The 25,231-nt window shown below is 67.2% G+C and carries 29 protein-coding genes; 8 read left to right on the top strand and 21 right to left on the bottom strand.

Going from position 1 to position 25,231, the window contains the following annotated elements; translation table 11 throughout:
* Positions 1-56 precede the first annotated feature (56 nt).
* Positions 57-257, top strand: a complete 201-nt coding sequence (locus ACQW02_RS20155; RefSeq protein ID WP_431281702.1) for a hypothetical protein — start codon at positions 57-59, stop codon at positions 255-257.
* A 3-nt stretch (positions 258-260) separates the two neighbouring features.
* Here the strand turns inward: ACQW02_RS20155 and ACQW02_RS20150 are convergent, their stop codons facing one another.
* The 8 genes from ACQW02_RS20150 to ACQW02_RS20115 are packed head-to-tail and all read right to left on the bottom strand — an operon-like array spanning position 261 to position 7,452.
* On the bottom strand, positions 261-1,838 hold the full coding sequence (locus ACQW02_RS20150) for an ABC transporter substrate-binding protein (protein WP_431281701.1): 1,578 nt from the start codon (positions 1,836-1,838) through the stop codon (positions 261-263).
* Between the two features lie 49 nt (positions 1,839-1,887).
* Positions 1,888-2,289 carry a RidA family protein gene (locus ACQW02_RS20145; protein WP_431281700.1) on the bottom strand — a complete coding sequence of 134 codons (402 nt, stop codon included), beginning with the start codon at positions 2,287-2,289 and terminating at the stop codon, positions 1,888-1,890.
* The gene (locus ACQW02_RS20140) at positions 2,286-2,747 is read right to left on the bottom strand and encodes an acyl-CoA thioesterase (protein ID WP_431281699.1); all 462 of its coding nucleotides are present in this window, start codon (positions 2,745-2,747) and stop codon (positions 2,286-2,288) included. The genes ACQW02_RS20145 and ACQW02_RS20140 overlap by 4 nt, the downstream gene beginning before the upstream one ends.
* Positions 2,744-4,357 carry an AMP-binding protein gene (locus ACQW02_RS20135; RefSeq protein WP_431281698.1) on the bottom strand — a complete coding sequence of 538 codons (1,614 nt, stop codon included), beginning with the start codon at positions 4,355-4,357 and terminating at the stop codon, positions 2,744-2,746. Before ACQW02_RS20135 ends, ACQW02_RS20140 begins: the two co-directional genes overlap by 4 nt.
* Positions 4,354-5,508, bottom strand: coding sequence for an acyl-CoA dehydrogenase family protein (locus ACQW02_RS20130; RefSeq protein ID WP_431281697.1), 1,155 nt, complete (start codon positions 5,506-5,508; stop codon positions 4,354-4,356). The genes ACQW02_RS20135 and ACQW02_RS20130 overlap by 4 nt, the downstream gene beginning before the upstream one ends.
* Positions 5,508-6,305 carry an enoyl-CoA hydratase family protein gene (locus tag ACQW02_RS20125; RefSeq protein ID WP_431281696.1) on the bottom strand — a complete coding sequence of 266 codons (798 nt, stop codon included), beginning with the start codon at positions 6,303-6,305 and terminating at the stop codon, positions 5,508-5,510. The genes ACQW02_RS20130 and ACQW02_RS20125 overlap by 1 nt, the downstream gene beginning before the upstream one ends.
* Positions 6,302-6,793, bottom strand: a complete 492-nt coding sequence (locus tag ACQW02_RS20120; protein ID WP_431281695.1) for a MarR family winged helix-turn-helix transcriptional regulator — start codon at positions 6,791-6,793, stop codon at positions 6,302-6,304. Before ACQW02_RS20120 ends, ACQW02_RS20125 begins: the two co-directional genes overlap by 4 nt.
* Entirely contained in the window at positions 6,790-7,452 is a 663-nt protein-coding gene (locus tag ACQW02_RS20115; protein WP_431281694.1) for an SDR family NAD(P)-dependent oxidoreductase, read from the bottom strand. The genes ACQW02_RS20120 and ACQW02_RS20115 overlap by 4 nt, the downstream gene beginning before the upstream one ends.
* A gap of 159 nt (positions 7,453-7,611) precedes the next feature.
* Between ACQW02_RS20115 and ACQW02_RS20110 the strand changes: the two genes are divergently transcribed.
* On the top strand, positions 7,612-9,909 hold the full coding sequence (locus ACQW02_RS20110; RefSeq protein WP_431281693.1) for a bifunctional salicylyl-CoA 5-hydroxylase/oxidoreductase: 2,298 nt from the start codon (positions 7,612-7,614) through the stop codon (positions 9,907-9,909).
* The gene (locus tag ACQW02_RS20105; protein ID WP_431281692.1) at positions 9,906-11,150 is read left to right on the top strand and encodes a flavin-dependent oxidoreductase; all 1,245 of its coding nucleotides are present in this window, start codon (positions 9,906-9,908) and stop codon (positions 11,148-11,150) included. The genes ACQW02_RS20110 and ACQW02_RS20105 overlap by 4 nt, the downstream gene beginning before the upstream one ends.
* Here the strand turns inward: ACQW02_RS20105 and ACQW02_RS20100 are convergent.
* The 8 genes from ACQW02_RS20100 to ACQW02_RS20065 are packed head-to-tail and all read right to left on the bottom strand — an operon-like array spanning position 11,107 to position 17,314.
* Complete coding sequence (locus ACQW02_RS20100; protein WP_431281691.1) at positions 11,107-11,514, bottom strand: GNAT family N-acetyltransferase; 408 nt, start codon at positions 11,512-11,514, stop codon at positions 11,107-11,109. The genes ACQW02_RS20105 and ACQW02_RS20100 overlap by 44 nt on opposite strands.
* Positions 11,514-11,954, bottom strand: coding sequence for a cupin domain-containing protein (locus tag ACQW02_RS20095; protein WP_431281690.1), 441 nt, complete (start codon positions 11,952-11,954; stop codon positions 11,514-11,516). The genes ACQW02_RS20100 and ACQW02_RS20095 overlap by 1 nt, the downstream gene beginning before the upstream one ends.
* 14 nt (positions 11,955-11,968) lie before the next feature.
* A complete protein-coding gene (locus ACQW02_RS20090) occupies positions 11,969-12,682 on the bottom strand; it encodes an ABC transporter ATP-binding protein (RefSeq protein WP_431281689.1) in 714 nt (237 codons plus the stop codon).
* Positions 12,682-13,437 carry an ABC transporter ATP-binding protein gene (locus tag ACQW02_RS20085; protein WP_431281688.1) on the bottom strand — a complete coding sequence of 252 codons (756 nt, stop codon included), beginning with the start codon at positions 13,435-13,437 and terminating at the stop codon, positions 12,682-12,684. Before ACQW02_RS20085 ends, ACQW02_RS20090 begins: the two co-directional genes overlap by 1 nt.
* Positions 13,430-14,368, bottom strand: a complete 939-nt coding sequence (locus ACQW02_RS20080) for a branched-chain amino acid ABC transporter permease (RefSeq protein ID WP_431281687.1) — start codon at positions 14,366-14,368, stop codon at positions 13,430-13,432. The genes ACQW02_RS20085 and ACQW02_RS20080 overlap by 8 nt, the downstream gene beginning before the upstream one ends.
* Positions 14,368-15,288 carry a branched-chain amino acid ABC transporter permease gene (locus ACQW02_RS20075; RefSeq protein WP_431281686.1) on the bottom strand — a complete coding sequence of 307 codons (921 nt, stop codon included), beginning with the start codon at positions 15,286-15,288 and terminating at the stop codon, positions 14,368-14,370. Before ACQW02_RS20075 ends, ACQW02_RS20080 begins: the two co-directional genes overlap by 1 nt.
* Positions 15,289-15,295: 7 nt before the next feature.
* Positions 15,296-16,492 carry an ABC transporter substrate-binding protein gene (locus tag ACQW02_RS20070; RefSeq protein WP_431281685.1) on the bottom strand — a complete coding sequence of 399 codons (1,197 nt, stop codon included), beginning with the start codon at positions 16,490-16,492 and terminating at the stop codon, positions 15,296-15,298.
* A gap of 42 nt (positions 16,493-16,534) precedes the next feature.
* Complete coding sequence (locus tag ACQW02_RS20065) at positions 16,535-17,314, bottom strand: alpha/beta hydrolase (protein ID WP_431281684.1); 780 nt, start codon at positions 17,312-17,314, stop codon at positions 16,535-16,537.
* Positions 17,315-17,396: 82 nt separating this feature from the next.
* On the opposite strand from ACQW02_RS20065, the gene ACQW02_RS20060 reads away from it, so the two are divergent.
* Together ACQW02_RS20060 and ACQW02_RS20055 are read left to right on the top strand one after the other, a co-directional pair.
* Complete coding sequence (locus ACQW02_RS20060; protein ID WP_431281683.1) at positions 17,397-17,969, top strand: nucleoside 2-deoxyribosyltransferase; 573 nt, start codon at positions 17,397-17,399, stop codon at positions 17,967-17,969.
* A 62-nt stretch (positions 17,970-18,031) separates the two neighbouring features.
* A complete protein-coding gene (locus ACQW02_RS20055) occupies positions 18,032-18,997 on the top strand; it encodes a Bug family tripartite tricarboxylate transporter substrate binding protein (protein WP_431281682.1) in 966 nt (321 codons plus the stop codon).
* Positions 18,998-19,039: 42 nt separating this feature from the next.
* Here the strand turns inward: ACQW02_RS20055 and ACQW02_RS20050 are convergent, their stop codons facing one another.
* From ACQW02_RS20050 to ACQW02_RS20040, 3 genes are all read right to left on the bottom strand, one after another.
* Entirely contained in the window at positions 19,040-20,083 is a 1,044-nt protein-coding gene (locus tag ACQW02_RS20050) for an alpha/beta hydrolase (protein WP_431281681.1), read from the bottom strand.
* A 77-nt stretch (positions 20,084-20,160) separates the two neighbouring features.
* Positions 20,161-20,412, bottom strand: a complete 252-nt coding sequence (locus ACQW02_RS20045; protein ID WP_431281680.1) for a hypothetical protein — start codon at positions 20,410-20,412, stop codon at positions 20,161-20,163.
* Positions 20,413-20,491: 79 nt separating this feature from the next.
* Complete coding sequence (locus ACQW02_RS20040; RefSeq protein ID WP_431281679.1) at positions 20,492-21,217, bottom strand: DNA adenine methylase; 726 nt, start codon at positions 21,215-21,217, stop codon at positions 20,492-20,494.
* 87 nt (positions 21,218-21,304) lie between these two features.
* On the opposite strand from ACQW02_RS20040, the gene ACQW02_RS20035 reads away from it, so the two are divergent.
* From ACQW02_RS20035 to ACQW02_RS20025, 3 genes are all read left to right on the top strand, one after another.
* Positions 21,305-21,517, top strand: a complete 213-nt coding sequence (locus tag ACQW02_RS20035) for a hypothetical protein (RefSeq protein ID WP_431281678.1) — start codon at positions 21,305-21,307, stop codon at positions 21,515-21,517.
* 320 nt (positions 21,518-21,837) lie between these two features.
* Positions 21,838-22,890: a hypothetical protein gene (locus ACQW02_RS20030; RefSeq protein WP_431281677.1), complete on the top strand. Its 1,053-nt coding sequence runs from the start codon at positions 21,838-21,840 to the stop codon at positions 22,888-22,890.
* Between the two features lie 20 nt (positions 22,891-22,910).
* Entirely contained in the window at positions 22,911-23,516 is a 606-nt protein-coding gene (locus ACQW02_RS20025) for a hypothetical protein (RefSeq protein WP_431281676.1), read from the top strand.
* On the opposite strand, the gene ACQW02_RS20020 is transcribed toward ACQW02_RS20025, so the two are convergent.
* The gene (locus ACQW02_RS20020) at positions 23,502-24,326 is read right to left on the bottom strand and encodes a DNA adenine methylase (RefSeq protein WP_431281675.1); all 825 of its coding nucleotides are present in this window, start codon (positions 24,324-24,326) and stop codon (positions 23,502-23,504) included. The genes ACQW02_RS20025 and ACQW02_RS20020 overlap by 15 nt on opposite strands.
* A 153-nt stretch (positions 24,327-24,479) precedes the next feature.
* Complete coding sequence (locus tag ACQW02_RS20015) at positions 24,480-25,226, bottom strand: hypothetical protein (RefSeq protein WP_431281674.1); 747 nt, start codon at positions 25,224-25,226, stop codon at positions 24,480-24,482.
* Between the last annotated feature and the right edge of the window lie 5 nt (positions 25,227-25,231).

Genomic DNA, 25,231 nt, shown 5'->3' with positions numbered 1-25,231 from the left:
TTGATGGCCGCCGCGCAGCGCCCACCTGAACGCCAAGGAAACAGGAGCATCACCCCATGCTGATCAAGGCGCTTTGCGTGCAACTGGCCGTCACCCGGATGGTGGTGCGCGGCGCCTTTGCCCTGGGTGTCGCGGGCGGTGTCGCGGTGGGGGCCGCCGGTGCGCTGCTGCCGGTCGCGGCGGTCTGCGCCGCCCGGCGGATGGGCCGCGGCGACAAGCACCCGATGGGCCGGGCGTCCGAGCCCGACCCGACCTGATCCTCAGCCCCGCCGCACGTTCAGCGGCAGGGTGATGCCCCGCCGCACGCCCGTGATGTCGCGGCGATAAGCGCTGTCCACCAGGTACTGGCCCAGCGGCAGGAAGGGCAGGTCCTGGAAGAACTGGGTCTGGATGTCGCGGCCGATGCTCTTTTGGGCGGGCAGGTCCGGGGCCTCGAACCAATCATCGCGCAGGGATTCCAGGCGGGGCGAGGTGGGCCAGCCGAACCAGGCGTCCTGGCCATTCGCCCGCAGCAGCAGATGCGCCCCCGGATTGCCCAGGTCGATGCTGCCGAACAGCACCACGACGCAGCCCCAGCCGCCCTGGCCCGGCGGTTCGCGGCGCGCCCGGCGTTGCAGCACCGTGCCCCAGTCCGACACCGCGTCATCGACCGTGAAGCCGACCTTGCGCAGCAGATCCACGCCGACGGTGCCCAGGATGTTGTTGTTCACCACATCCGTCGCATGCAGCATCACCGCGGGCTGCCCGGCATAGCCGGTCGCGGCCAGGGCGCGTTTGGCGGCATCGAGGTTGCGCGGGCTGGTGATGGCATCGAGCCCGGCATCCGAGGCCAAAGGCGACCCGTCCGGGAAGCAGCCGACACCATCCTTCCACAAATCGCGGTCCGGCATCATCGCCTGCATGAAATCGGACTGGGTCAAGGCCGGCAGGATCGCCCGCCGCACCGCCGGGTCGTTGAAGGGCGGGTGCAGATGGTTGAAGCGCAGCATGGCCATGATGCCGCCGGTATCGATGCGATCGACCGTCACGCCGCGATTGCGCCGCAGCACGGGGCCGAGGTCGGCGGCGATCTGTTCCCACCAATCGACCTCACCGGCCTGCAAGGCCGCGGCGGCGGTGGCGGGGTCGGGCATCACCTTCCATTCCACCCGTTCGAAATTCGCCAGTTTTGGGCCGGCGATCATGCTGGGGGCGGGGCCGGACACGGGCTGGTAGGCGTCGAAACGGCGATAGACGGTCTGCGAGCCCGAAACCCTCTCGGACGGCACGAAGCGATAGGGGCCGGAGCCCACGACCTCGGTCAGCGCCCGGCCCGGATCGGTCGTGGCGAAGCGCTCCGGCATGATGAAGCACGGGTAGGACGACGCCTTGCCCAGCGCATCCAGCATCGGCCCGAACGGCCGGTTCAGCCGGATTTCGAACCGCCGGTCGTCCAGCGGCGCGATCGAGACGATGCGCGTCGCCAGGGTCTGCCCATGCGTGTCGCGCAGCATCCAGCGCTTGATCGAGGCCACCGCATCCTTCGCCAGGATGCGTTCGCCATCATGGAAGGTCGGGCCGCTGCGCAGGGTGAAGGTCCAGCGCTTGCCATCGTCGTCGACCACATGCCCCTCGGCCAGTTGCGGCCGGGGCACGAAATCCGAATCGATCCCGTAGAGCGTGTCCCAGCACAGATGCCCGTGGTTGCGCGTGGGGTAGGCGGTGGTGTTCAGCGGGTCGAGGATGACCAGGTCGGCCTGCGGCACGAAACGCAGGGTGCGCGCATTGTCGGATTGCGCGAGGGCCGGCCGCGCGAGGGACGCTGCGGCGGTGGTGGCGAGGAAACTGCGGCGATCCATGGGCGGCCTCCGGCGGGTGCGGCCAGCATGGCGCACCGCCGCGCCGCTGTCAGTCCGAAATGATCGCCGTCGCCTCGATCTCCACCCGCGCCGCGGGTTCCACCAGCGCGGTCACCGCGACCAGCGACATGGCCGGAAAATTCTTGCCCATCACGGCGCGATAGGCGGGGCCGAGGGCGGCCAGCGAGGCGCGGTATTCATCCATGTCCACCACGAACCAGGTCAGCCGGGCGATATGCTCCGGGCCACCCCCGGCCTCCGCCACAACAGCCAGGATGTTCTCCAGCGCCTGCGCCACCTGCGGCACGAAGCCGCTGGCGAAACGGCCGGTCGCATCCCAACCGATCTGGCCGCCGACCAGCACGATGCGGCCGCGCCCGGCCATGCCATTGGCATAGCCGCGCGGCGCCGGCCAACCAGGCGGTTGCAGGGCGGTCAGGGGATGGGTCATGCGGCGCAAAGATCCCGGTAGGCGACCAGGGCGGCACGCAGATCATCCGGAATCGGGATGGCGCGACGCGCATCGAGGTCGGTGGTGGCGGTGACGAGGCTGAGCCGTGCGAGTTCGGTCTCGCCACGGTGGATATGCACGGTCAGCGAATAGGAAGCGCCGCCGATGCGGGTGATGAGCGGCGTCAGGGTGATCCGGTCGCCCATCATGCCCGGCGCGAAGTAATCCGCCTCCGCATGGGCGAAGCCGGTGCCGGTGCGACGCGGGCCGTGCAGGTCGTGGAAATCGACGTTCAACGCGTGGTCGAACCAATCCTCGATCGCGGCATTGGCGAAGGTGAACCAGTTGGCGAAAAACACGATCCCGGCCGGGTCGCAGTCGGAAAAGCGCACCCGTGCCGGGGCGTGCCAGGCGCGCGCGGGCAGGGCGGCGAAGGGCAGGGCGGTCGGGCGGCTCATGCCTGGCGCAGTGCGAAACGTTGCAGTTTGCCGGTTTCGGTGCGCGGCAGGGCCTGCACGAAGACAATGGCGCGGGGGTATTTGTAGGGGGCGATTTCGGCTTTCACGTGATCCTGCAGGGTCTTGGCCAGCGCATCGCCAGCGTCGAAGCCTTCATGCAACACGACAAAAGCCTTGGCTATCATGCCCCGTTCGGGATCGGGCGCACCGACCACCCCGCATTCGCGCACGGCGGGATGCGTCAGCAGGGCGACCTCCACCTCTGGCCCCGCGATATTGTAGCCGGCCGAGATGATCATGTCGTCGCTGCGGGCCTGGTAGAAAAAATAGCCGTCGGCGTCCTGGATGTAGGTGTCGCCGGTGATGTTCCAGCCGTCGCGCACGTATTTCTGCTGCCGCGGGTCGGCGAGGTAGCGGCACCCGGTCGGGCCGCGCACGGCCAATTGGCCTGGCGTGCCGCGCGGCACTTCGTTGAGGTCGTCGTCCACGACTCGCGCCTCGTACCCCGGCACGGGAATGCCGGTCGCGCCCGGCCGGATCTTTTCGATCGGTGCCGCGATGAAGATGTGCAGCATTTCGGTGGCGCCGATGCCATCCATCAGGGACAGGCCCGTCGCCGCCTTCCAAAGATCGAAGGTCGGCTTCGGCAGAGCCTCGCCAGCGCTGACGCAGCGGCGCAGCGAGGAAATGTCATGCTGCCCCACCAACGCCGCCATGGCGCGATAGGCGGTGGGCGCGGTGAAACTGACCGTCGCGCGGTAGTTCGCGATAGCGGGCAGCAAATCCTCCGGCCCCGCCCGTTCCAGCAGGATAGCCGTCGCGCCCACGCGGAACGGAAACAGCACCAGCCCACCGAGCCCAAAGGTGAAGGCCAGCGGCGGCGACCCGATGAAGCGATCGCTCGGCAGCGGTTTCAGCACTTGCGCGGAATAGGCATCGCAGATCGCCAGCATGTCGCGATGGAAATGCATGGTGCCTTTCGGCTCGCCGGTCGTGCCGGAGGTGAAGCCGATCAGGCACACGTCATCGGCCGAGGTGTCGCAGGCGGCAAAACTGTCGGCTTCCGCCGCACAACGCGTTTCCAGATCGCCATCGCCCCAGGTCGCCGTGCGCAGCGGCGGCAGTTTGTCCAGTTCCGCCCGCAGCCGCACATCGCAAAGCGCATGGGTGATGTGGCCGCGCGAAACGATCTCGCCGATCTCCTTCGCGCGCAGCAGCGGCATCGTCGCGACCACGATGCCACCCGCCTTCAACACGGCGAAATACGCCGCCACCATCCAGGCATTGTTGGCCGAACGCAGCAGCACGCGATTGCCGGGCACCAGTCCCATCTGCCGGGTCAGCACATTGGCAATGCGGTTCACCCGGGCCGCGAGGTCGCTGTAGGTCAGGCTTTCTGCCGGTGTCACCAGGGCCGGATGATCGCCGCGCCCGGCGGCGATATTGGCGTCCAGCAATTCGGTCGCGCAGTTCAACCGCAGCGGATAGCGCAGGCTGGGCAGGTCGAAGCGCAACACCGGCCAGGCCTCACGCGGCGGCAGGTTTTTGCGCGCGAAATCGTCCTGGTGGACGCTGGGTTCCAGGTGGGGGCTGTCTCCGGAATACCTCATCGCTGCACGTCCCATCGGTCGCGTTCGGCGCGGGCGATCACCACGCGCTGGATTTCGCTGGCGCCTTCGTAGACGCGCAAGCTCCGCACCTCCCGGTAGAGTTCCTCGGCCTTGTGGCCCTTGGTGACGCCGAGCCCGCCAAAAATCTGCACCGCGCGATCGGCGGCACGTTGGGCGGTTTCGGTCGCATGCAGCTTGGCCATCGAGGCTTCCCGGCTGACGCGGGGCGTGCCCTGGTCCTTCAACCAGGCGGCGCGATAGACGAGCAGGGCGGAGGCTTCGACCTCGGTCGCGCTATCGGCGATGGCGGCCTGGGTCATCTGCTGGTCGAACAGCGGCCCACCGAAGAGTTGGCGCGTCGCGGCGCGTTCGACGGTCAGGTCCAACGCCCGCCGGGCAAAGCCCAGGGCGGCGGCGCCGACCGTGGCGCGGAAGACATCGAGCGTCGCCATCGCCACCTTGAATCCCTCGCCAGGCTTGCCGAGGCGATGCGTCGCCGGCACCCGCACATCAGCGAAGGACAAGGTCGCCAGCGGATGCGGCGCCGTGACCTCGATCCGCGCGGCGATGGTCAGCCCCGGCGCATCGGCGGGCACGACAAAGGCGGACAGGCCGCGCGCGCCCGGCGCCTCACCGGTGCGGGCGAATACGATGTAATGCCCGGCGATCCCGCCATTGCTGATCCAGGTTTTTGTGCCGTTGATGCGGTAGTGATCATTGCCATCGGCCGTGGCGGTGGTCGCCAAGGCCGCGACATCGCTACCGGCTTCCGGTTCGCTCAAGGCAAAGGCCGCGAGCGAGCGGCCGGCACGCACATCGGGCAGAAACCTGTCCTTCAGCACGTCATCGCCGAACAAGGTGATGCTGCCGGTGCCGAGCCCCGCCATGGCAAAGGCAAAATCCGCCAGCCCGGCATGCTGCGCCAGGATGTCACGCGCAATGCACAACGCGCGCACATCCAGCCGCCCATCGGCAGGGACGGCGACGCGAAAAAGGCCGGCGGCGCCCATGGCGCGCGTCAGGGCGATCGTCGTGGCGTCAGTGTCGTCGCCATGCGCGGGCAGGGTCGCGGCAAACGCCTCGACCTCGGCCGCCCAATCGCGATGGCGCGGTTCGAAGAAGGGCCAGGAGAGGAAATCGCGATCCGGCATCAGTTGTGCCCAAACACCGGCGCCTGCTTCGCGACAAAGGCGTCGCGCGCGCGGCGGAAATCGGCGGTGGTCATGCACAGCGCCTGGGCGACGGCCTCGGCCTCGATCGCCTGTTCCACGCCCATGGCCCATTCCAACCCGAGCATCCGCTTGGTCATGCCATTGGCAAACCCTGGCCCGGCGGCGATGCGCGCGGCCAATGCAGCGGCGGCCGTGGCCAGCGCATCGGCCGGATGCAGCGCGTTGAAGAATCCCCAGGCCAGGCCTTCGTCGGCCGTCATCGCGCGGCCCAGATACAGCAGTTCCGATGCGCGACCCTGGCCGATGATGCGCGGCAGGATGGCGCAGGCCCCCATGTCGCAGCCCGCCAGGCCGACACGGTTGAACAGGAACGACGTGCGCGCCGCCGGGGTCGCGATCCGCATGTCGGACGCCATGGCGATGATCGCCCCTGCGCCGGCGCAGACACCATCGACGGCGGCAATGATCGGCTGCGGGCAGGCACGCATTGCCTTGACCAATTCGCCGGTCATGGCGGTGAATTCCATCAGCCCCTTGGTGTCGCGCTCCAGCAAGGGCGAGATGATTTCATGCACATCCCCACCCGAACAGAAATTCCCGCCGGCGCCGGTGACAACGAAGGCGCGCAAGCCATCCTCCGCCACCGCCGCGCGAAAGATCGCCGCGAGTTCGGCGTAGGATTCGAAGGTCAGCGGATTTTTGCGCTCCGGCCGATTCAGGGTGATCGTCGCGACGGCGTCGCTGATGTCGAGGCGAACATGCTTGGGCGTGATCATGGGGCTTGTTCCTCGATCGCGGCGCGGGCCGATGTTTTCGTGCGCGCCAGCAGGCGGAACAGCGCGGCCCGGTCCGTGGCCGATACCCCCCCCAACAATTCGGCGATCCAGCCTTCATGCGCGGCGGATTGCACGGCAAAATCGCGCCGGCCGCGTGCGGTCAGGCGCAATGTCGTGGCGCGCCGGTCGGTCGCGAGCGTGCTGCGTTCCACCAGGCCCTCGGCCTCCAACCGCCCGGACAGGCCGGTCAGGTTGCCGTTGCTGACCATCATGCGGCGCGACAATTCGCCCAGGGTCAGCCCATCCGGCGTGCGGAACAACTGCGCCAGCAAGTCGAAGCGCGGCAGGGTCGTGTCGAACTCCGCGCGCAGGCGGCGGCGGATTTCCGTCTCGATCAGGGTGGTGCAGGTCAGCATCCGCAGCCACAGGCGCAACTCGTCCTTATGGCCTGCGGGGGAATCGGCCAGCACGGTTTCAGCGTCGCTCATGTGGTTTCGCCTCCGTCCACGGCGATGGCCTGGCCGTTCACCGCACCCGCCTGCGGGCCGCTGAGGAACAGCACGGCGGCGGCCACTTCGTCAGGCCGCACCAGCCGGCCTTGCGGGTTGTGGCGCGTCAACTCGGCCAGCGCGGCCTCGCTGCTGCGGCCGGTCGCGGCGGTGATGCGGGCGATGCTTTCCGCGACGATCGCGGTGTCCGTAAAACCCGGGCAGACGGCATTGACGGTGACGCCGCGCCCCGCGACCTCCGTCGCCAGCGCGCGACAAAACCCCAGCAGCGCATGCTTGGCGGCGACATAGGCGCTGACATAGGCATAGCCTTTCAGCGCCGCCGTGCTGGCGACATGCACGATGCGCCCATGCCCGCGGGCCAGCATATCCGGCAACACGGCGCGGGTGACGCTGACGGCGCCCCGCAGATTGGCCGCCAGCATCCGGTCCCATAGCGCATCATCGGACTTCAGGAAGGACGCGCTTTCGGCCGCCCCCGCCGCATGCACCAGGATATCGAAGCCCGGCAGCGCAGGCAGGGACAGCACATCGGCCGCCATCGCCTCGGCGGCAGCACCGGAGGCCACGGCGGCCTCCAGCGGCTGCCGGCGGCGGCCCAGCACGGTCACGCGCGCTCCGCCGGCTGTCAGCGCCATGGCGCAGGCCAGGCCAATGCCTGTTCCCCCGCCCGTTACCAGCGCATTGCGACCCGTCAGCACGGCGTGTCCCCCTTGCGGAATACTTGAAGCCTAAAACATTATCTTGCCTGACCGCAAGCGTTTGCGGCAGATTGCCGGCAGCAGGAGGGCCGTCACATGCGCATCGCGGTTATCGGCGGAGGCCCCGCCGGCTTGTATTTTGCCATCCTGATGCAACGCGACCACCCGAAGGCGCGGATCACCGTCGTCGAACGCAATCGCGCCGACGATACCTTTGGCTTCGGCGTGGTGTTCAGCGACCAGACCCTGGCGGCGTTCGAGGCCGCGGACCCGATTTCCTTCCGCGCCATCACCGATGCCTTTGCCTATTGGGACGACATCGAAATCCAGGCTAAGGGCGTGGTCACGCGCGTGCCCGGCAACGGCTTCTGCGGCTGTGCGCGGCGCACGTTGTTGATGATCCTGCAGGACCGCGCGCGCTCGCTGGGTGTCGAACTGCTGTTCCGCACCGACGCCTCGCCCGAGGATTTTCCCGATGCCGATCTGATCGTCGGCGCCGATGGTATCAACAGCGCCATCCGCAACGCGCACCTCGATCACTTCAAGCCGCATACCGACCTGCGTCCCAACCGCTTCACCTGGATGGGCAGCACGCGCCCCTTCGATGCCTTCACCTTCTTCTTCAAGGAAACCCCTGTCGGGATCTTCATCGCCCATTGCTACCAGTATGAGGCGAATGCCAGCACCTGGGTGCTGGAAACCGACCCGGAAACCTTTGTCCGCGCCGGGCTGGATGCGATGGATGAGGCACAGAGCGCCCGCTACCTGGAAACCGTTTTTGCCGAGGAATTGCAGGGCCACCGCCTGACCACCAACCGCAGCCTCTGGCGCCAATTCCCGATGATCCGCTGCGAACGCTGGGTGAAGGACAACATCGTCCTGCTGGGCGACGCCAAGGCCACGGCGCATTTTTCCATCGGCAGCGGCACGAAACTCGCGATGGAGGACGCCATCGCCCTGCATGGCGCGATCCAGGCGGGCGGCGACATGGCGACCGCGCTCGCCCGCTTCGAAACCGGCCGGCGTGAGGATGTGGAGAAGACCCAGCACGCAGCGGATGTCTCGCTGGTCTGGTTCGAACAGGTAAAACGTTTCTGGGGCATGGACCCGACGCGTTTCGCCTTTGGCGTGATGACGCGCAGCAAGTCGATCACCTGGGACAATCTGCTGCTGCGCGCGCCCGGCTTCGTCGCGGCGACGCAGGCGGCCTTTGGCACGGGCAATCGCGCGCCGATGTTCCAGCCCTTCACGCTGCGCGGGATGACCGTGCCGAACCGCGTCGTCGTGTCGCCGATGTGCCAGTATTCCGCCACGGATGGTCTGCCCGGCGATTGGCACCTGATGCATTACGGCGCGCGCGCGGTCGGTGGCGCCGGGCTGGTGTTCACGGAAATGACCTGCCCGAGTGCCGATGCGCGGATCACGCCCGGCTGCGCGGGGTTGTGGAACGATGAGCAGGAAGCCGCCTGGACCCGCATCGTCAATTTCTGTCATGCGCATGCACCGGCGAAGATCGCGCTGCAACTCGGCCACGCGGGCCGCAAGGCCGGCACGCGGTTGATGTGGGAGGGCATGGACCGGCCGCTGGAAACGGGCGCCTGGCCGGCGATCTCCGCCTCCGCCATTCCTTACACGCCGGAAAATCAGACACCCCGCGCGATGACCCGCGCAGACATGGATCGCGTCAAGGCCGACTTCGTCGCCGCTACGACGCGCGGTGTGCGCTGCGGCTTCGATATGCTGGAACTGCATTGCGCGCACGGCTATCTCTTCGCCTCCTTCCTCTCGCCCCTGACCAATACGCGCCACGATGACTACGGCGGCAGCATCGAGAACAGGCTGCGCTTTCCGCTGGAGGTTTTTTGCGCCATGCGCGTGGCCTGGCCTGCGGAAAGGCCGATGTCCGTGCGCATCAGCGCGACCGATTGGGCGGAAGGTGGCATCACCGACACTGATACGCTGGCCATCGCCCGCGCCTTCGCCGCGGCCGGGGTCGATCTGGTCGATGTCTCCACCGGCCAGACCGTGGCCGATGCCGAACCGCGCTACGGCCGGATGTTCCAGGTCCCCTGGGCGGACATGATCCGCAATGAGGCCGGGATCGCCACGATGTGCGTGGGCTCCATCACCTCCGCCGACCAGGTGAACACCATCCTGGCGGCCGGGCGCGCCGACCTTGTGGCGCTGGCGCGGCCGCATCTGGCCGACCCCGCCTTCACCCTGCATGCGGCCGCGCAGTACGGTGAAAAATCCGTGCGCGTTCCGCCGCCCTATGAATACGGCCGCCAGGCGCTGCTGCGCACCGTCGCGCGCGATCAGGAAGACCTGCGCGAGTTGCGCCGCAAGGCCCGCCCCAAACCGACCGTGCCCACCTTCGCAAAGGCCGCCGAATGACCATCCTCATTGCCGGAGGCGGCATCGGCGGGCTGACGCTCGCCCTGTCGCTGCATGAACGCGGCATTCCCTGCACGGTGTTCGAGGCTGCGCAGGAGGTCCGATCCCTTGGCGTCGGCATCAACACCCTGCCGCATGCTATCCGCGAACTGGCCGCGCTGGGGCTGCTACCGGCGCTGGACGCCTGCGCGATCCGCACGCGCGAATTGCGCTATCTGAACCGTTTTGGCCAAGGAATCTGGACCGAAGCGCGCGGAACGCACGCGGGCCACGACGTGCCGCAGTTCAGCATCCATCGCGGCCATTTGCACACTATGCTTTGGGACGCCGTGCGCAAGCGCCTGGGCGACGCCGCACTGATCACCGGCGCGCTGCTGACGGGGTTTTCGCAAACCATCGATAGCGTGACGGCCCATTTCGCCGATGGCCGCACCGCGACCGGCACCGCCCTGGTCGGCGCCGATGGGATCCATTCGGTCATCCGCCGCACGCTGCACCCGGATGATGGCGGGCTACGCTGGAACGGCATCCAGATGTGGCGCGGTGCGGTGGACTGGCCGGCCTATGAGGGCGGTGACGTCATGGCCATCGCCGGCGATATGGCGGAAAAACTGGTGCTCTACCCGATCGCCGCGGGCACGCGCCCCGACACGCGGCTGACCAACTGGGTCATCTGCGTCCGCCAGGGCGATGGCAGCAGCGCCCCACCGCGGCGGGAAGACTGGTCGCGGCCCGGCCGACTCGCCGAACTGCTGCCGCATGTCCGTCGCTTCCGCCTGCCGTTCATCGATGTCGAGGCGCTGGTCCGCGCCACGCCGGAATTCTTCGAATACCCGATGTGCGACCGCGATCCGCTGCCGTGGTGGACCTTGGGCCGCGTGACTTTGCTCGGCGACGCAGCGCATCCGATGTATCCGGTCGGGTCGAATGGCGCGTCGCAAGCGATCCTGGATGCGCGCTGCCTGGCAGCGTTGCTCGACGGCACGGCCGTGCCCGATGCGCTGGTCGCCTATGACGCCGAACGCCGGCCGAAAACTGCGGCCATCGTCACCAGCAATCGCATGGGCGGGCCGGAGCGTGTGGTCGATGTCGTCAGCGAACGCGCCCCCGATGGCTTCACCCGATTGGAAGATGTGATCGCGCGCGAGGAACTGGCCGCCATCGCCGGCGGCTATGCCGCGATGGCGGGCTTTGCCGTCACGCCTGTTTCCGCAAGCGGCGCGACAGCGACGGCCCGGTAGCGACGAAGCCCAGCGCGTCGAAGAACGCGCCGGTCGCGACAATCTCCATCGTATCGCAACCGGCGACGCGGGCCGATTGCGCCGCCGCCTTGATCAACGCGCGGCCGATGCCCTGGCGGCGTTCATCCTCGGCCACCACCAGCGCGCTGATCTTTGCCACGGCGCGGTCGGTTTGCAGGCTCGGCGCCCAGTGCAGCGCGACGACGCCGACCACGGCGCCACTCCCCCCCAGCGCGACCAGCACCGTGCCCGATGGGTCGCGGGCCAGGGCTTCCAAACGCAGCGCCATGACGCGCGGGGTGGTGCCGAACAGCAGCGCCAGGTCGGCGGCGTCCGACGGCAACGCCCCACGCAGATCGGCCATCAGCCCGGCGGGGGCAGGAAGTCCACCTCATGCAGCGCCGACAGCCGCATCACTTCGGCGGGGTCGGGCACATTGTGGATCGCACGGAACAGATCATGCAGGCGGCGCGCCGGGCTGACCCAGAAGAACGCACGCCCGACGGTGCCGCTTTCGTTGAAATAGCCATGCATGATCCCGCGCGGCATGCGCACCAGGTCGCCGGCCTTGGCGACATGCTCCTGGCCATCGAGGATCAGTTTCCACGTCCCTTCCAGCATCAGGATGTATTCATCCTGCGTCGGGTGGATATGCGGCGGCACGAAGGTGCCGGGCGGGCTGATCGCCTCGAAGGCGAAGCAGTCGTCTGTCGCCTGCTTGGGGAAATAGGTTTGCCCCAGGATATTCCAGACTACGCCATCCAGGCCGGTGCCGGCGCGGGTGATGCCTGCGGTTTCGCTCATGTGATGTCTCCCTCTCAAAGATGCAGATAATCGTCGCGCACGGCCGGATCGGCGTCCAGTTCGGCGCTGCTGCCGGTCCAGACGGTCCGGCCTTTCTCGATGACGACGTGGCGGTCGGCCAGGCGCATGACAGCGCCCAGGTTCTTGTCGATCAGCAGGATCGCCTGGCCCTCGGCCTTCAACCGCGCCAGCACCGACCAGATTTCGGCGCGGATGATGGGGGCCAAGCCTTCGGTCGCCTCGTCCAGGATCAGCAGCCGCGGATTGGTCATCAGCGCGCGGCCGATCGCCAGCATCTGCTGTTCGCCGCCCGACAATTTCGCGCCGGAATTGCCGCGGCGTTCGCGCAGGCGGGGGAAGAAGGCGTAGATCGCGGGCAAAGTCCAGCGCCCGCGCCCGTCGCGGTCGGCGGCGGTGGCGATCAGGTTTTCCTCGACCGTGAGGGTGGGGAAGATCTGGCGGCCCTCGGGCACCAGGCCCAAGCCGCGCTGCGCGACGCGATGCGGCGGCAGTCCGACCAGGCTCGCGCCATCGAACTGCATCGCCCCCCCCAGGATGCGCCCGCCGACGCTCGGCAACAGTCCCATGATCGCGCGCACCGTCGTCGTCTTGCCCATGCCGTTGCGGCCGAGCAGAGTCACAACCTCACCGGCTGCCACTGACACATCGACACCGAACAGCGCCTGGCTTTCCCCATATCCGGCGGTGAGGTTTTGCAGGCCCAGCATCACGCAGCCTCGTCTTCGCCGAGGTAAGCGGCGCGCACCGCGGCATCGCCGCGGATGCTCGCGACATCGCCCGTCGCGATCAGGCGCCCATAGACCAACACCGAAATCCTATCCGCCAAGGCAAACACCGCGCGCATGTCGTGTTCGACCAGCAGGATCGCATAGCGCGCGGTCAGCCCGCGCAGGATGCCGATCAGCCGCTCGGTTTCCTCCGGGCCCGCCCCGGCCAGGGGTTCGTCCAGCAGTAGCAGTTTTGGTGCTGTCGCGATGGCGATGGCCAGTTCCAACTGGCGCTTTTCGCCATGGCTCAGCGACCCGGCGGGCACGTCGGCGCGATGCGCAAGGCCGACGGCATCCAACGCCTCCAGCGCCGGCGCGTTCAGCCGCGATTCGGTCGATGCCGGGCGGAAGAAACGGAACGACGATCCGCTGCGCGCCTGCACCGCCAGCGCGGTATTCTCCAGCGCGGAGAACCCCGGGATGATGCTGGTGATCTGGAAGGACCGCGCGAGCCCGCGCCGCGCGCGCGCCGCCATCGACAGATGCGTCACATCCTGGCCGCAGAAGATGACGTGGCCCGAATCCAGCGACAGCCGGCCGGTGATTTCGTTGATCAGCGTGGTCTTGCCGGCGCCATTGGGGCCGATGACGGCGTGGATTTCGCCGGGCAAAACGTCCAGGTTCACCCCATCGGTGACCTGCAACCCGCCAAAGGCCTTGCGCAGGTCACGCAACTCCAGAAGGGCGTCAGCCACGGCGCAGCCCCCGCAAGGTCCCCGGCAGCCCCGCCAACCCGCCGCGCAGGAACAGCACTGACAGGATCAGCATGGGCCCAAACACCAGGCGCCAGTGTTCGCCGAGCGCGTGGGCCAGGTATTCTTCCAGCACGACAAACACCAGCGCGCCCAGCATCGCGCCATGCAAGCCGCCAAGACCGCCTAGGATCACCATGAACAGCAACTCACCCGACCGCTGCCAGGAGAGGTAGGCCGGCGCCACGAACTCCGCCGAATTGGCCAGGAGGAATCCCGCCAAACCGCCGAGCGCGCCCGCGATGACATAGCCGGTCAGGCGATAGCCATAGGGTGCGAGGCCCACGGCCTGAACCCGTAAATCGTTCTCTCGCGACGCCCGCAGCACCCGCCCAAACCGCGATGCCAGCACCAGGCGGCACACCAGCCAGGTCAGCGCCAGCGCGCCCAGGCAGATGAAGTGGAAGGCCAGCCGGTTTTCCATCAACCGCCGCCCAAGCACCTCGGTGCGGCCATACAGCGTATAGCCATCATCGCCGCCATAGGCCGACAGTGACGCCGCGGTGAAGAAGGCCATCTGGCCAAAGGCCAGGGTGATCATGATGAAATGTACGCCGGTGGTCCGGATGGCGATGACACCCGTGACCAGCGCAAACCCCGCGGCCGCCGCGATCGCCACCGGCAAGACGATGGCCGCATCGGTGATGCCCGCCTTGTCCAGGATCACCACCGCATAGGCCCCAAACCCCAGCATCGCCGCATGACCCAACGACACCAGCCCAGCACCGCCGACGATCAGCGCCAGCGACACCGCCGCCACGCCAAAGATCATCCCGCGCGCGAGCAACGTCAGCACATGCCCCTCGCCAAAGCCGATGAAGGGCGCAGCCGCCAACAGCGCCAAAATCGCCAGCGCCGGCAGGTCGCGCCGCATCAGGACCGCACCGGGAACAGCCCCGCCGGGCGCACCGCCAGGATCGCCGCCATGGCGATGTAGATCAGCATCGACGCCAGCGCCGCCCCGGTCTGCCGCGCCGATGACGCGTCCATGAACAACCGCATCAGATCCGGCATCAGCGATTTGCCCAGCGTCTCGATCAACCCGACCATCAGCGCCGCGATGAAGGCGCCGCGCACGCTGCCGATGCCGCCGATGACGATGACGACGAATGCCAGGATCAGCAGGTTGTCGCCCATCCCCGGTTCGACCGACAGGATGGGGGCCGCCATCACCCCGGCAAACCCCGCCAGCATCGCGCCGAAGCCGAAGACGCCCATGAACAGCCGGCGGATATCGACGCCCAGCGCCGCGACCATCGGTGCATTGGTGGCCCCCGCGCGCACCAGCATGCCGATCTTTGTCCGCTCCACCACCAGCCACAACAGCCCGGCGGTGGCGAGGCCCGTGGCCAGGATGGCAATGCGATAGACCGGGTAGCGCAGCCCGGACATGATCTCCACACCGCCCGACAGCAATTCCGGCATCGGCACCTGCAGGGGCGCCGCACCCCAGACCAGTTTCACGCCCTGGTTCAGCACCAGGATCACGCCAAAGGTCGCCAGCACCTGCGACAGATGGTCGCGGTCATACAGGTGCCGGAACACCAGCCATTCCAGCAGCAGGCCAAAGGCCAGCGCCGCCGGCAGCGCGCACAACAACGCCAGCCAGAACGACCCCGTCACTGCGGCAAAAGCCGCGGCCAGATAGGCGCCCAGCATGTACTGCACGCCATGCGCCAGGTTGATGAAATCCATGACGCCGAACACCAGGGTCAGCCCGGCGGCGACAAGAAACAGCAGGATGCCGAGCTGCAGCCCGTTCAGACCCTGGACGAGCAGCAGCGTCGTGGACATGGATCGATCAGCGCATCCGGCATTCGGCGGCGTAGGGATCCACGTTGTTCTCCAGCACCTTGCGCACCGTCGCGGTCTGGAACTTGCCGTCCGGCCGGCGCTCCACCTTGCACAGCCAGAAATCCTGCACCGGGTAGTGGTTCACGCCGAACTTGAAGGCGCCGCGCGTGCTTTGGAAATCCGCGGCCCGGATAGCAGTGCGCAGCGCGTCCTTGTCCGCCAACCGCCCGCCGACTTTCTGGACCGCCGAGTCCAACAGCATCGCCGCATCATAGGATTGTGCCGCGTAGGAGGCGGGGATGTAGGAAAACTGCGCTTCGAAATCGCGGACGAAGCGGCGGTTCTGGTCGTTGTCCATGTTCGGCGCCCAGGTGGAGCCGGCGAAGAAGCCCTCGGCCGCCGCGCCCTGCGCGGGCAGCGTGCTCTCATCCACCGTGAAGGTGGAGAGGAAGGGGATATGGGCCAGCCCCGCCTGGCGATACTGCCGCACCAGGTTCACGCCCAGCCCGCCTGGCATGAAGGTGAAGATCGCATCCGGCCGCAGCGACGCGATCTTGGCCAGCTCGGCCGAGAAATCGAGCTGCGTCAACGGCACATAGACCTCTTCCACGATCTCGCCATTGAAGCGGGACTTGAAGCCCGCGACGGCATCGCGCCCGGCCTGGTAGTTCGGCGTCATGACGAAGACCCGGCGATAGCCGGAATCCGTCGCCGACTGGCCCATCACGCTATGGACCTGGTCGTTGTTGTAGGAGGTCGTGAAGAAGAAGGGGTTGCAACCACGCCCGGCGAAGGTCGAAGGCCCGGCATTGGTGCTGATGAGAAAAGTGTTGGTCTCGGTCACCGGGCGCATGATCGCGGCGAGGACATTGCTGAACACGACACCGACGACGACATCCACCTTGTCGCGCTCGATCGCGGCACGGACCTTGGTCACCGCGACATCGGGGCGCAGTTCATCGTCGATCACGAGTGTTTCGGTCGCGACGCCACCCAGCTTGCCGTCCAGGTGCCGCATGCCGAGCATCCAGCCATCGCGCAGATGCGTGCCCAGCGCCGCCTGCGGCCCGGTCAGCACGGCGACGACGCCGATCTTGATGCCGGCGGCGGGCTGCGCATGCACGGCGGGCATCGACAGCCCGGTGGTCGCCAATGCGGTGGTGCCGGCGATCAACGCGCGGCGACCCAGAATCCCCTGATGCATAACCCAGTCTCCCGTTGTTGCAGATATTTTAAGCCTAAAGCATCACGCCCGCGCAAGCCTTTCCGCGAGGGCCACGAGCGGCGCCTCGGGGTCGGCGAAGGGGGCGATGACGGTGAAGTGGTCCGCGCCCGGGACCGCTTCCCAGGTGCCATCCCAGGCCTCGGCGAAGTCCCGGGTCTGGCGCAGGTATTCGTCGCTTTCGTCGGCCCCCACCACGGCATGGGTGACGACCCCCGGCGCGGGCAGGAAGCGCGGCGAGAGTTTCCGCGCGGTCGGGGCGTCCAGCCGCAGGGGTGTGGCGATGGTGGTTGTCAGCAGCGGTTCCAACTCGAACACGCCCGACACCGGCAGGATCGCGCCGACCATCTCCCGCGGCAGGGCATGGGCCATCATCGCCGCCAATTGCCCGCCGGCCGAATGCCCCGCGACCAGCATCGACCGCCCGTGCCGCGCAAACAGCAACGTGCAGGCGGCCAGCATTTCCGCGACGATGCCGGAGACTGTGGTCTCCGGGCACAGCGTATAGGACGGCACCGCGACGGCGATGCCACGCCCATTCAGCCCCCGGGCGCAATGGCTGGCGAAACTGCGGTCCAGCCCCTGCCAGTAGCCGCCGTGGATCCAGACGGCCAAGGGCACGTCATCGCGGTCGCCGGGCCAGAACACATCCATCGCCTGTCGCGGCGCGGTGCCATAGGGCAGGCCCAGCTCCACCCGCGGGCAGGCGGCCCGCCAGGCCGCGGAGTCGCTGGCCCAGGCGGCGATGATGGCGGGGTGGCCGGGCACGCGGGCGCGGTTGTTGTATTCTGCTTCGAGGTCCATGGCGGCATTCGGCCCTCTCGCCTGCGGCTTTGCAACCGACGGGAGATGGAAACAATCGCGCACCTCGGGCATCCTGCACTGAATGCGCATTTACCTGGCCGGCCCCGATGTGTTCTTGCCCGACCCGGGCGCCGCCGCGGCCGCGAAGAAGGCGCTGTGCGTGGCCTATGGCGCCGAGGGCATTTTCCCCACCGACCCCTGGCCGCCGTCGGACCTCGACGCCGCCGAGGGCGCGCAAAGCCGCGCCATGTCCATCTACGCCCGCAACGAGGCGCATCTGCGCGACTGCGACGCGCTGATCGCCAACCTGACCCCGTTCCGTGGCCCCAGCGCCGATGCCGGCACGGTGTATGAGCTGGGGTTCTTCCGCGCACTCAGCCGGCCGGTGGCGGGGTATTCGAATGTCACGCAGCGCTTCACCTCGCGCACCCTGGCGATGCTGGGCGGGCATGCGCGGCGCCGGGCGGATGGAGTTTGGGAGGACCAGGACGGCATGTCGCTGGAGGATTTCGACCTGCACGACAATCTGATGATCGACGGCGGTATCGCGCTCGGCGGCGGGGTGATGGTCGTGCGCGATGTGCCACCCGCCGCCCGCTTCACCGACCTTGTGGGGTTCGAGGCCTGCCTGGCGCATCTGATGCGAAAGGGCTGAGCGGGGCTTTCCCCAATCCGCTGCCCGCGCCATTCTCCCCGCCAATAAAGGGAGGATCTATAATGTTTCAACGCCGCAGCCTGCTGGCCGCGCCCATCGTCCTGGCTGCGACCCGCGCCAGGGCCCAGGCGTATCCCACGCGCCCGATCTCCTTCCTGGTCGGCTTCGCGCCGGGGGGCGGCACCGACATCATCGCCCGCTTCCTGCAACCCGCCCTGCAGGAGAGTTTCGGCCAGCCGATCGCGATCGAGAATCGCGCCGGCGCCTCGGGCACCTTGGCGGCCGCGGCGAATGCGCGGGCGCGGCCGGATGGGTACACCATGCTGATGACGACGGTCAGCGCCTCGGCCGTCGTGCCGCCGCTGATGAAGCCGCCGCCGTTCGACATTTTTGCCGAGCAGACGGCCGTGGTCCTGGCCGGCACGGTGCCGCTGGTGGCGGTCGTGCCGATGGCCAGCCCGGCGCAGGATTTCCAGGGATTCCTGGCGCATGCGCGGGCCAATCCGGGGAAGCTCAACTACTCCTCCTCCGGCGTGGCGACGCAGCAGCACCTGGCGGCGGAATTGCTGAGTTTCGAGGCCGGGTTGCAGATGACGCACGTGCCGTTCCGCGGCACCGGCCAGGCGGTGAACGAGATCATGGCCGGGCGCATCGACATCGCCATCGACACGCTGCCGACATACCTGCCGCATATTCGCGCGGGGCGGGTGCGGGCGATCGCGACGACCATGCCGCAGCGGGTGGAGTGGCTGCCGGATGTGCCCTCGGTCGCCGAGTCGGGCTTTCCGGGGTTCGATGCCAATGTCTGGTACATGGTGATGGGGCCGCCCGGCCTGCCGGAACCCATCGCGGCGCGCTGGGTGGAGGGGGTCAATGCGGCCCTGGCGAACCCGACCCTGCGTGCCCGGATCCGCGATGCGGGGTTTCTGCCGGGTGGCGGCACCCAGGCGGATGCCGTGGCGCTTCTGCGGCGGGATGCGGACCGGTATGCGGCGCTGATCCGGAACGCGAATATCCGCATCGAGTAGCGGCGTGATCCGGCCCGGCGTCGCGCCGGGCCGGGGGCGCCGTCAGGCGGCAATATTTTCTTCCAGGAAGACCTGCACGGCCTGGAACAGGGCGCCACGGTTGCGTTCCATGACGATGCTGTGCGTGCCCTCGGCCAGCATCACCAGGCGCTTGCCGGGGCTGGCGGTCAGGGCGGGGAAGAGGGCGACGGCCAGGGCGGGTGGCGTGTCGCGGTCCCATTCGGCGACGGTCACCAGCACCGGCATGGTCAGCTTGCCGGGATCATACCAAGGCACGCCGGCGGCCCAGGATTCGCGGGCATCGAGCAGCACGCCGTTGGGGGCGCGCAGGACGGAGGGGACGCGGCGGCTGCCCTCCGGGTCGGTCGCAAAGGTCGAATCGGCCCAGTGTTCGAACCAGCCGGCGGGGATCAGGGCGGCGCGCTTGTTGTCGGGCACGCCGTTCATCCAGCGTTCCCGCGCCTGCGCCCGGGTCACGGTGCGATAGGCTTGGATGGTGGGCTGGCTGGGCGACACGGGCGTCGGCGTGGGGCTGACCCATTGCGGCGCGTAGAGCACCAGACGTTCGACCAGGCCCGGGTTTTCCGCGGCGAAGCGGCCCTGCAGGCTGGTGCCCCAGGACCAGCCCATGTGGATCAGCTTGGGCACGCCGCGCGTGCTGCGGATATGGGCGGCGGCGGCGGCGATATCGGCCACGGCTTCGGTCCCGCGCACCAGGGGCGGGTTGGCGTCCGGCGGCTGGGCCATCGCGGCGGGGCGGGTGCTGCGGCCATAGCCGCGGATATCCACGCACCAGACATCGAAGCCGCGGCCGGCCATGTAGTCCATCCAGGACAGCCCGCCGAGCGGCAGGTCGAAGACGGTGCTCGCGGGGTAGGTGTCGCCGTGGCAGATCAGGATGGTGCGGTCGGCGCGGGCGGCGGTCGCGGCTTCGGGGCGCTTGTTGCGCAGGTAGATCTCGACGCCGGGGGCGCCGCCGGGGATCAGGAACTCCTCCATCACCACGCCGGCGGGCTGCGCCTGGGCCGGCAGCGCCAGCAAGGCGGGGGCGGCGAGGGGGGCGGCGATCAGGGTCCGGCGGTTCATGGCGATCCTCGTTGGTTCTGCGCGTGTGGTGGCCAGCCTAGACCGGAGTAACGACAGGATGCCACCGCGGGCCGGTATCACAGCGGTTCCAGGCAGCGGGGGAGGCGTTTTCGCCCAGCCGCAAAAGCCAGGAGCTTGCCGCAGGCGGTCAAAAGCCCCTTGGGGATGCGGCGCCAGTCGGCCAGGAGGTTCGCCAGGACCTGGTTCGTCACGCGGCGGTAGGTTTCGGACAAATCCTCATTCGGCAGGAGGAAGGGCGGGCCCTTGAGCGCGGAGAGGAAGCCGAGGCGGCGGGCGGTGGTGATGAGGGACAGGCCGGCGCGGCGCACGGCGCGTGTAGCGCGCCGGGCGATTTTGGACAGATTGTCGCGAGGTTCTGGACACGCCGACCCGCAATAAACGCCCGTTTCACCGCCCCTTTGGCCCGCGTGGCTTCGGCGCCGGCCGGCTGATGATGACCTCGCCAACCTTTCCGCCCTGCCGCTTCCCGCCGGCGATGGAATAGGACGTCTCCACCCGCTCGAACTCAAAGCCGGCGAAGCACTCTCGGACGCCCGGCGTATCGTTTAGGCTTAGCAACCAGCTGCCCTTCAGCCCGGCCAGAACCTCCGCCATCCGGGCGAAATCGGCCTTGCCGAACAGCCCGTCGCCATAGTCGCTTTCAGACCCCCAATACGGCGGGTCCATATAGATAAGGGCATCCGGCCGGTCGTAGCGGTGCAGCAGCTCCTCCCATCCCAGGCATTCGATGGTGACGCCGGCGAGGCGATCGTGGACGGCCTCCAGGATCGGGGCGAGCTTGGTCACGTCGAATCGGGCCGGAGCGCTGGGATTGACGCCGAAATTCTGCCCCCGGACCTTGCCGCCCCAGGCGTTGCGCTGAAGGTAGAGGAATCGGACGGCGCGCTCCATGTCGGTCAGGGTGCCGGGCACGGCCAGGCGCAGCCGCTCGAATTCGGTCCGGCTGGTCACCTGCCAGCGCAGCATGTCCATCATCGGGACGAAGTGCCGCTGGAGCACCCTGAACAGGTTCGCCACCTCGCCGCTCGCGTCGTTGATGACCTCGGCCGGTGAAGCGTGACACGAGGTTTCGCAGTGTTTGCCACGGCTTTCCGCACCAACTTCGAAATCCACTGCCGCCTCAGAACACTCTCCTGCGAGCAGCCCACCTAGCAACACTTCGTCGCTGGCTGACCTCGCCCCTCCTGATACGATAGTGGCATGACGCCCCCCCTCAGTCCCCCCGCCCCTCCCGCCTCCGCCAACGACGATGGCCGCGATCAGGCACCGGGCTGGTCCTACAATCCGGTCGGTACCAGGGGCCGCATCGAGATGCTGGCGATTTGGGACGGGCTGTCGGACGCCGGCAAGCGGTTCGTCCTGACCATGGCGCGCGGCAAGGCCGCAGAAGAACAGCCTGCTAAGCGGCGCTGAAGGTCGTTTGAGACGGGTCTGAAAGGCCTTTCAGAGCACGTCGTCGTAATCGCGCGGTGATCCAAAACCTAACCTGTCCCGTACCCCGCACTCGGTGCAGCATAGCACCTCAGCCAGTCGGTTGAGCGGACGATGCCCGGCCTCGCTATAAGCGGCGGGGCATCACTGGGGCTTGGTAGCGGCAGTGTCGACAGACGGCCAACAGCCGGTACCCATCGCGGGCAGCCTCTTTCGAGCTTCGACGGCTTCCATAACATTTGAGGAATGGTCTCGAACAGGGTGCTCAGTTCGGCCAGGATACGAATCCGGGGAGGATTCGCATGTCCGAAGCTAAGCCAACGAAGCGAGTATCGCGTGTGATTTACCGCAACGCCACTTTCCAGCCGACCGCGGTGGGGTTGACGCTAGAGGTGGCCATACGACGGACCCTGGCATCCTCGGTCGACGGCAAACCCACGTTATCCTCGAACTGGCAAAGCCGTCGAATGATCACCGCTGGATCTAGCGGCGAAGATGAATGCCTTCTCATAAATCACGTGCGCGATACCGCGTCTGCAGACGAGAGCAGGTCCTACATTTTCGGGGAATTAGTTGGCTATCGCCCCGGTAGCTTTTTACCGCTGCTATTGGAGGCCGAGCATAGCCCTGAGTTGGATATCGATTCGGTGCCAGCACCCGACCGGCAGCAATTTCTCGATGCGCTGACTTTTTGGCTCATCATCGACGACCACGTAATGGTGGTGCAGGGGGCGAACGCAAGACGTCGCCAACTGGAGGATTATCTCGCTTGGTTACTCGCGGCCGGGCCGCATGCGCTTTTTTCGGGGACATCGGTCGTCCTAATCGACAAAATGGCTCTCACGTCAGAACGCCGAAAGGCGCTCGGAGTTAAAAGCATAACGATTGGTCCACCTCCAGCGAACGGCCGAACAGAGGTAGACGGGCGAACAAGGGTGGAGGTGGTTCAAAAGGAAACCGACGTCCACCGCGACGCCGCACTCGATACAGTCGATCGAGGAGTTTTACGAAGAATTCTCGACGTGGTGATTGCGGATCATTCGAAGGCGGAACGGCTGCTAAGTGAAATTCCCCCCGATCAGGAGGTCAACGTCAAAGTTCGGTTTGGTTTCCGTCGAAGCAGAAAAAGCGTCGAAAGGGTACCGCTCGACGCTGTCTCGGAAGCCGTTCGAAATCTTGAAGACCAGGATATCAGCATCGAAACCGATGATGGCCAGGTTTCAGGCGACAGCCTTCGAGTAAGCCAACAGGCGCGCATCGCGATCAAACATGGGCTTCTGGACCGGGAAGACGTGTTGCGCGCGATGATCTCGAGTTACAAGTCTTTCGTGGAGAAGGGTTACATCAAGGTGTAGGAGGAGAACGAAAGGGGCATATGACGATGAAGAAGGCACTTCCCCTTTTCGTAATCGCCAGCGCGGGCGTCCTAGGATGGTTTGTGCCCATTGCGAACCTAAAGGGCATGGCTGCGGAAGTAATCGCAGCGTTTTCCGTGCTGGGCGCCTTTCTCATCCAGCTGATGTTCCTCCTTGCGACCGTCTTCAATCCCGGTTCGTTGCCATCGGAGCAGATCGCTCTCGTCGCCCGTGAGCTGCGCCAGCAGCAGCAGCGCGCAATAACGCTTTTTATCGCGTATGTGGTGGTGATCGCCTTGTTCGTGACAATCAAAGCCATCGAATGGCCGGCCAACAATGATGGAGCGTGGCACATCGGCGCACAAATCTTGAGTGTGTTGAGTGGCATTGGTCTCGGTTATTGCGGTGTGGGGACATCGAATTTTCTCGTCGCCTTGCGCAGCATCCAGTCGCTCCGCCACGACCTGCTCATCAAGGATGCCAAATACCGAGAGGACCAAGAGCGAGCGCGGGCCATGGAGAAGGTAGCCTATGTTTCGCCGGCGGCAGGTTCCAGCAGCTACGGTCGGCGGCAGGACGCACTGCCCTCAATGCGCACAACACCGCCTTCCTCACCTCATGTTTGACACGATGACTTCCCCCACCCGCCCCTTCTCCGCCCCGCGCCGGGCGGCGCCGAGCGAGTAGCTGGTCTCCACCGCCTCGATCGCGAAGCCCCGAAACGTCTCCCGCACCCCTGGCACATCGTTGAGGCTCAGCAGGAACCGCCCTTTGATCCCCGCGAGCTGCGCCGCCAGGCGCTCAAAATCCTCTCGAGCGAACAGGTCGGCGCCGTAATCGCCCTCGCAACCCCAATAGGGTGGATCCAGATAGAATAGTGTCTCAGGTCGGTCGTAGCGGGCGATCAGCACCGCCCAGGGCAGGCGCTCGATGACAACGCCGGCGAGGCGCTCATGCACCTCCGCCAGGATCGCCTCCAACCGCGTCACGTCGAACCGGGCCGGGGCCGCCGGCGACACGCCGAAGGACTGGCCGCGCACCTTGCCGCCAAAAGCCGTCCTTTGCAGGTACAGAAACCGGGCCGCACGCTCCAGGTCGGTCAGGCTGTCGGCCGTGGCCGCGGCCAGGCGCTCGAACTCGGCCCGGCTGGTGAGCTGCCAGCGCAGCATGTCGAGCAGCGCCTGGTAGTGGCGCTGGAGGCAGCGGAACAGCACCGCCACGTCCTCGGAGATGTCGTTGATGACCTCGGCCCGCGCGCGAAACGGCCGGCGGAGGAAGACGCCGCCCATGCCGACGAAGGGTTCGACATAGGTGGTGTGGGGGATCGCCGCGATGCGGGTGATCAGCCGGGCGGCCAGGTTGCGCTTGCCGCCCTGCCAGGGCGCGACGGGCACCGCGGGGCGCGCGGGGATTTGGGGCGGACTCGACTCTGACACGGCATCCTCCATTGTCCCCAGGCCTCGGCCGAGGTGGGGTGGGGCGGTTTATCCGTGCCGGTGCGAGCCGGCGGTGAGGGGGTTGGCGCCCCCGAACCCCCGCCCTTTCGGGGCGGGAAACAGGGTCAAGTCAGCGCGCGGCGCTGCTGGGGTTCACACCGTGATCCCTCGGCGGGCCAGGGTGATCTGCGCCGCGGCATAGACACTGGTACGTTCGGCTAGCGTCAGCACCCGGCTGTAAATGGCGGCGAAGGCGAGATCGACGCCGCCCTGGAATGACGTGTTGTAGGAACTGCCAATCCGGAATGTCCGCGGCGGGACGACGATCTTGCGCGCCAGGGCGCTGGTCCCCGCCGCGGTCAGCCCGCCCGTCTGGTCATAGACGTTCGTGCCGACACCATCATCAACGGTCATCGACGCGAATTTCCATGTGGATAGGTTCGCTTCCGTGATGCTGGCCGGCACCTGGAGATATGCGCCCGCGTTATCGACGAATGAGTGCGCGCGGAGAATGCCAATGGGGCCAACCGACGCGCCGCTTTTCGCCAACCAAAAGCCGGCGCCACCGTTCGATCCGTAGGTGCTCAGCGGCATGACTTCATTTGCCGTGTTTGCGAATGTCGCAAACGACCGAAGCGCGATCAGGATGGTCAGTTCGGCCGTCTCGGGGATGCTCGTGTTGAGGTAGACCGAGTTCCCGATGCAACTGATATGCCCGGTGCTTACCGCCGGCGACCCGGTCGCGGTCGCGTCCACGCCGCCCGGCGCCAGGTTACGGATCGACTGCGCCAGCGTTCCGCCGAAATACCACCAGCCCTGCAAACCGTCAGCGACCGGCGGCAGAAACCCCAGCGCGTTCGCGGAGAAATCCGCGCCAGGAACACGAATAAGCGTCGCCATGTCAG

Source organism: Humitalea sp. 24SJ18S-53 (assembly GCF_050632385.1).
GTDB lineage: Bacteria > Pseudomonadota > Alphaproteobacteria > Acetobacterales > Acetobacteraceae > Humitalea.
The sequence above is the reverse complement of the archived record's forward strand: the minus strand, read 5'-3'. Positions and strand labels throughout refer to the sequence as shown.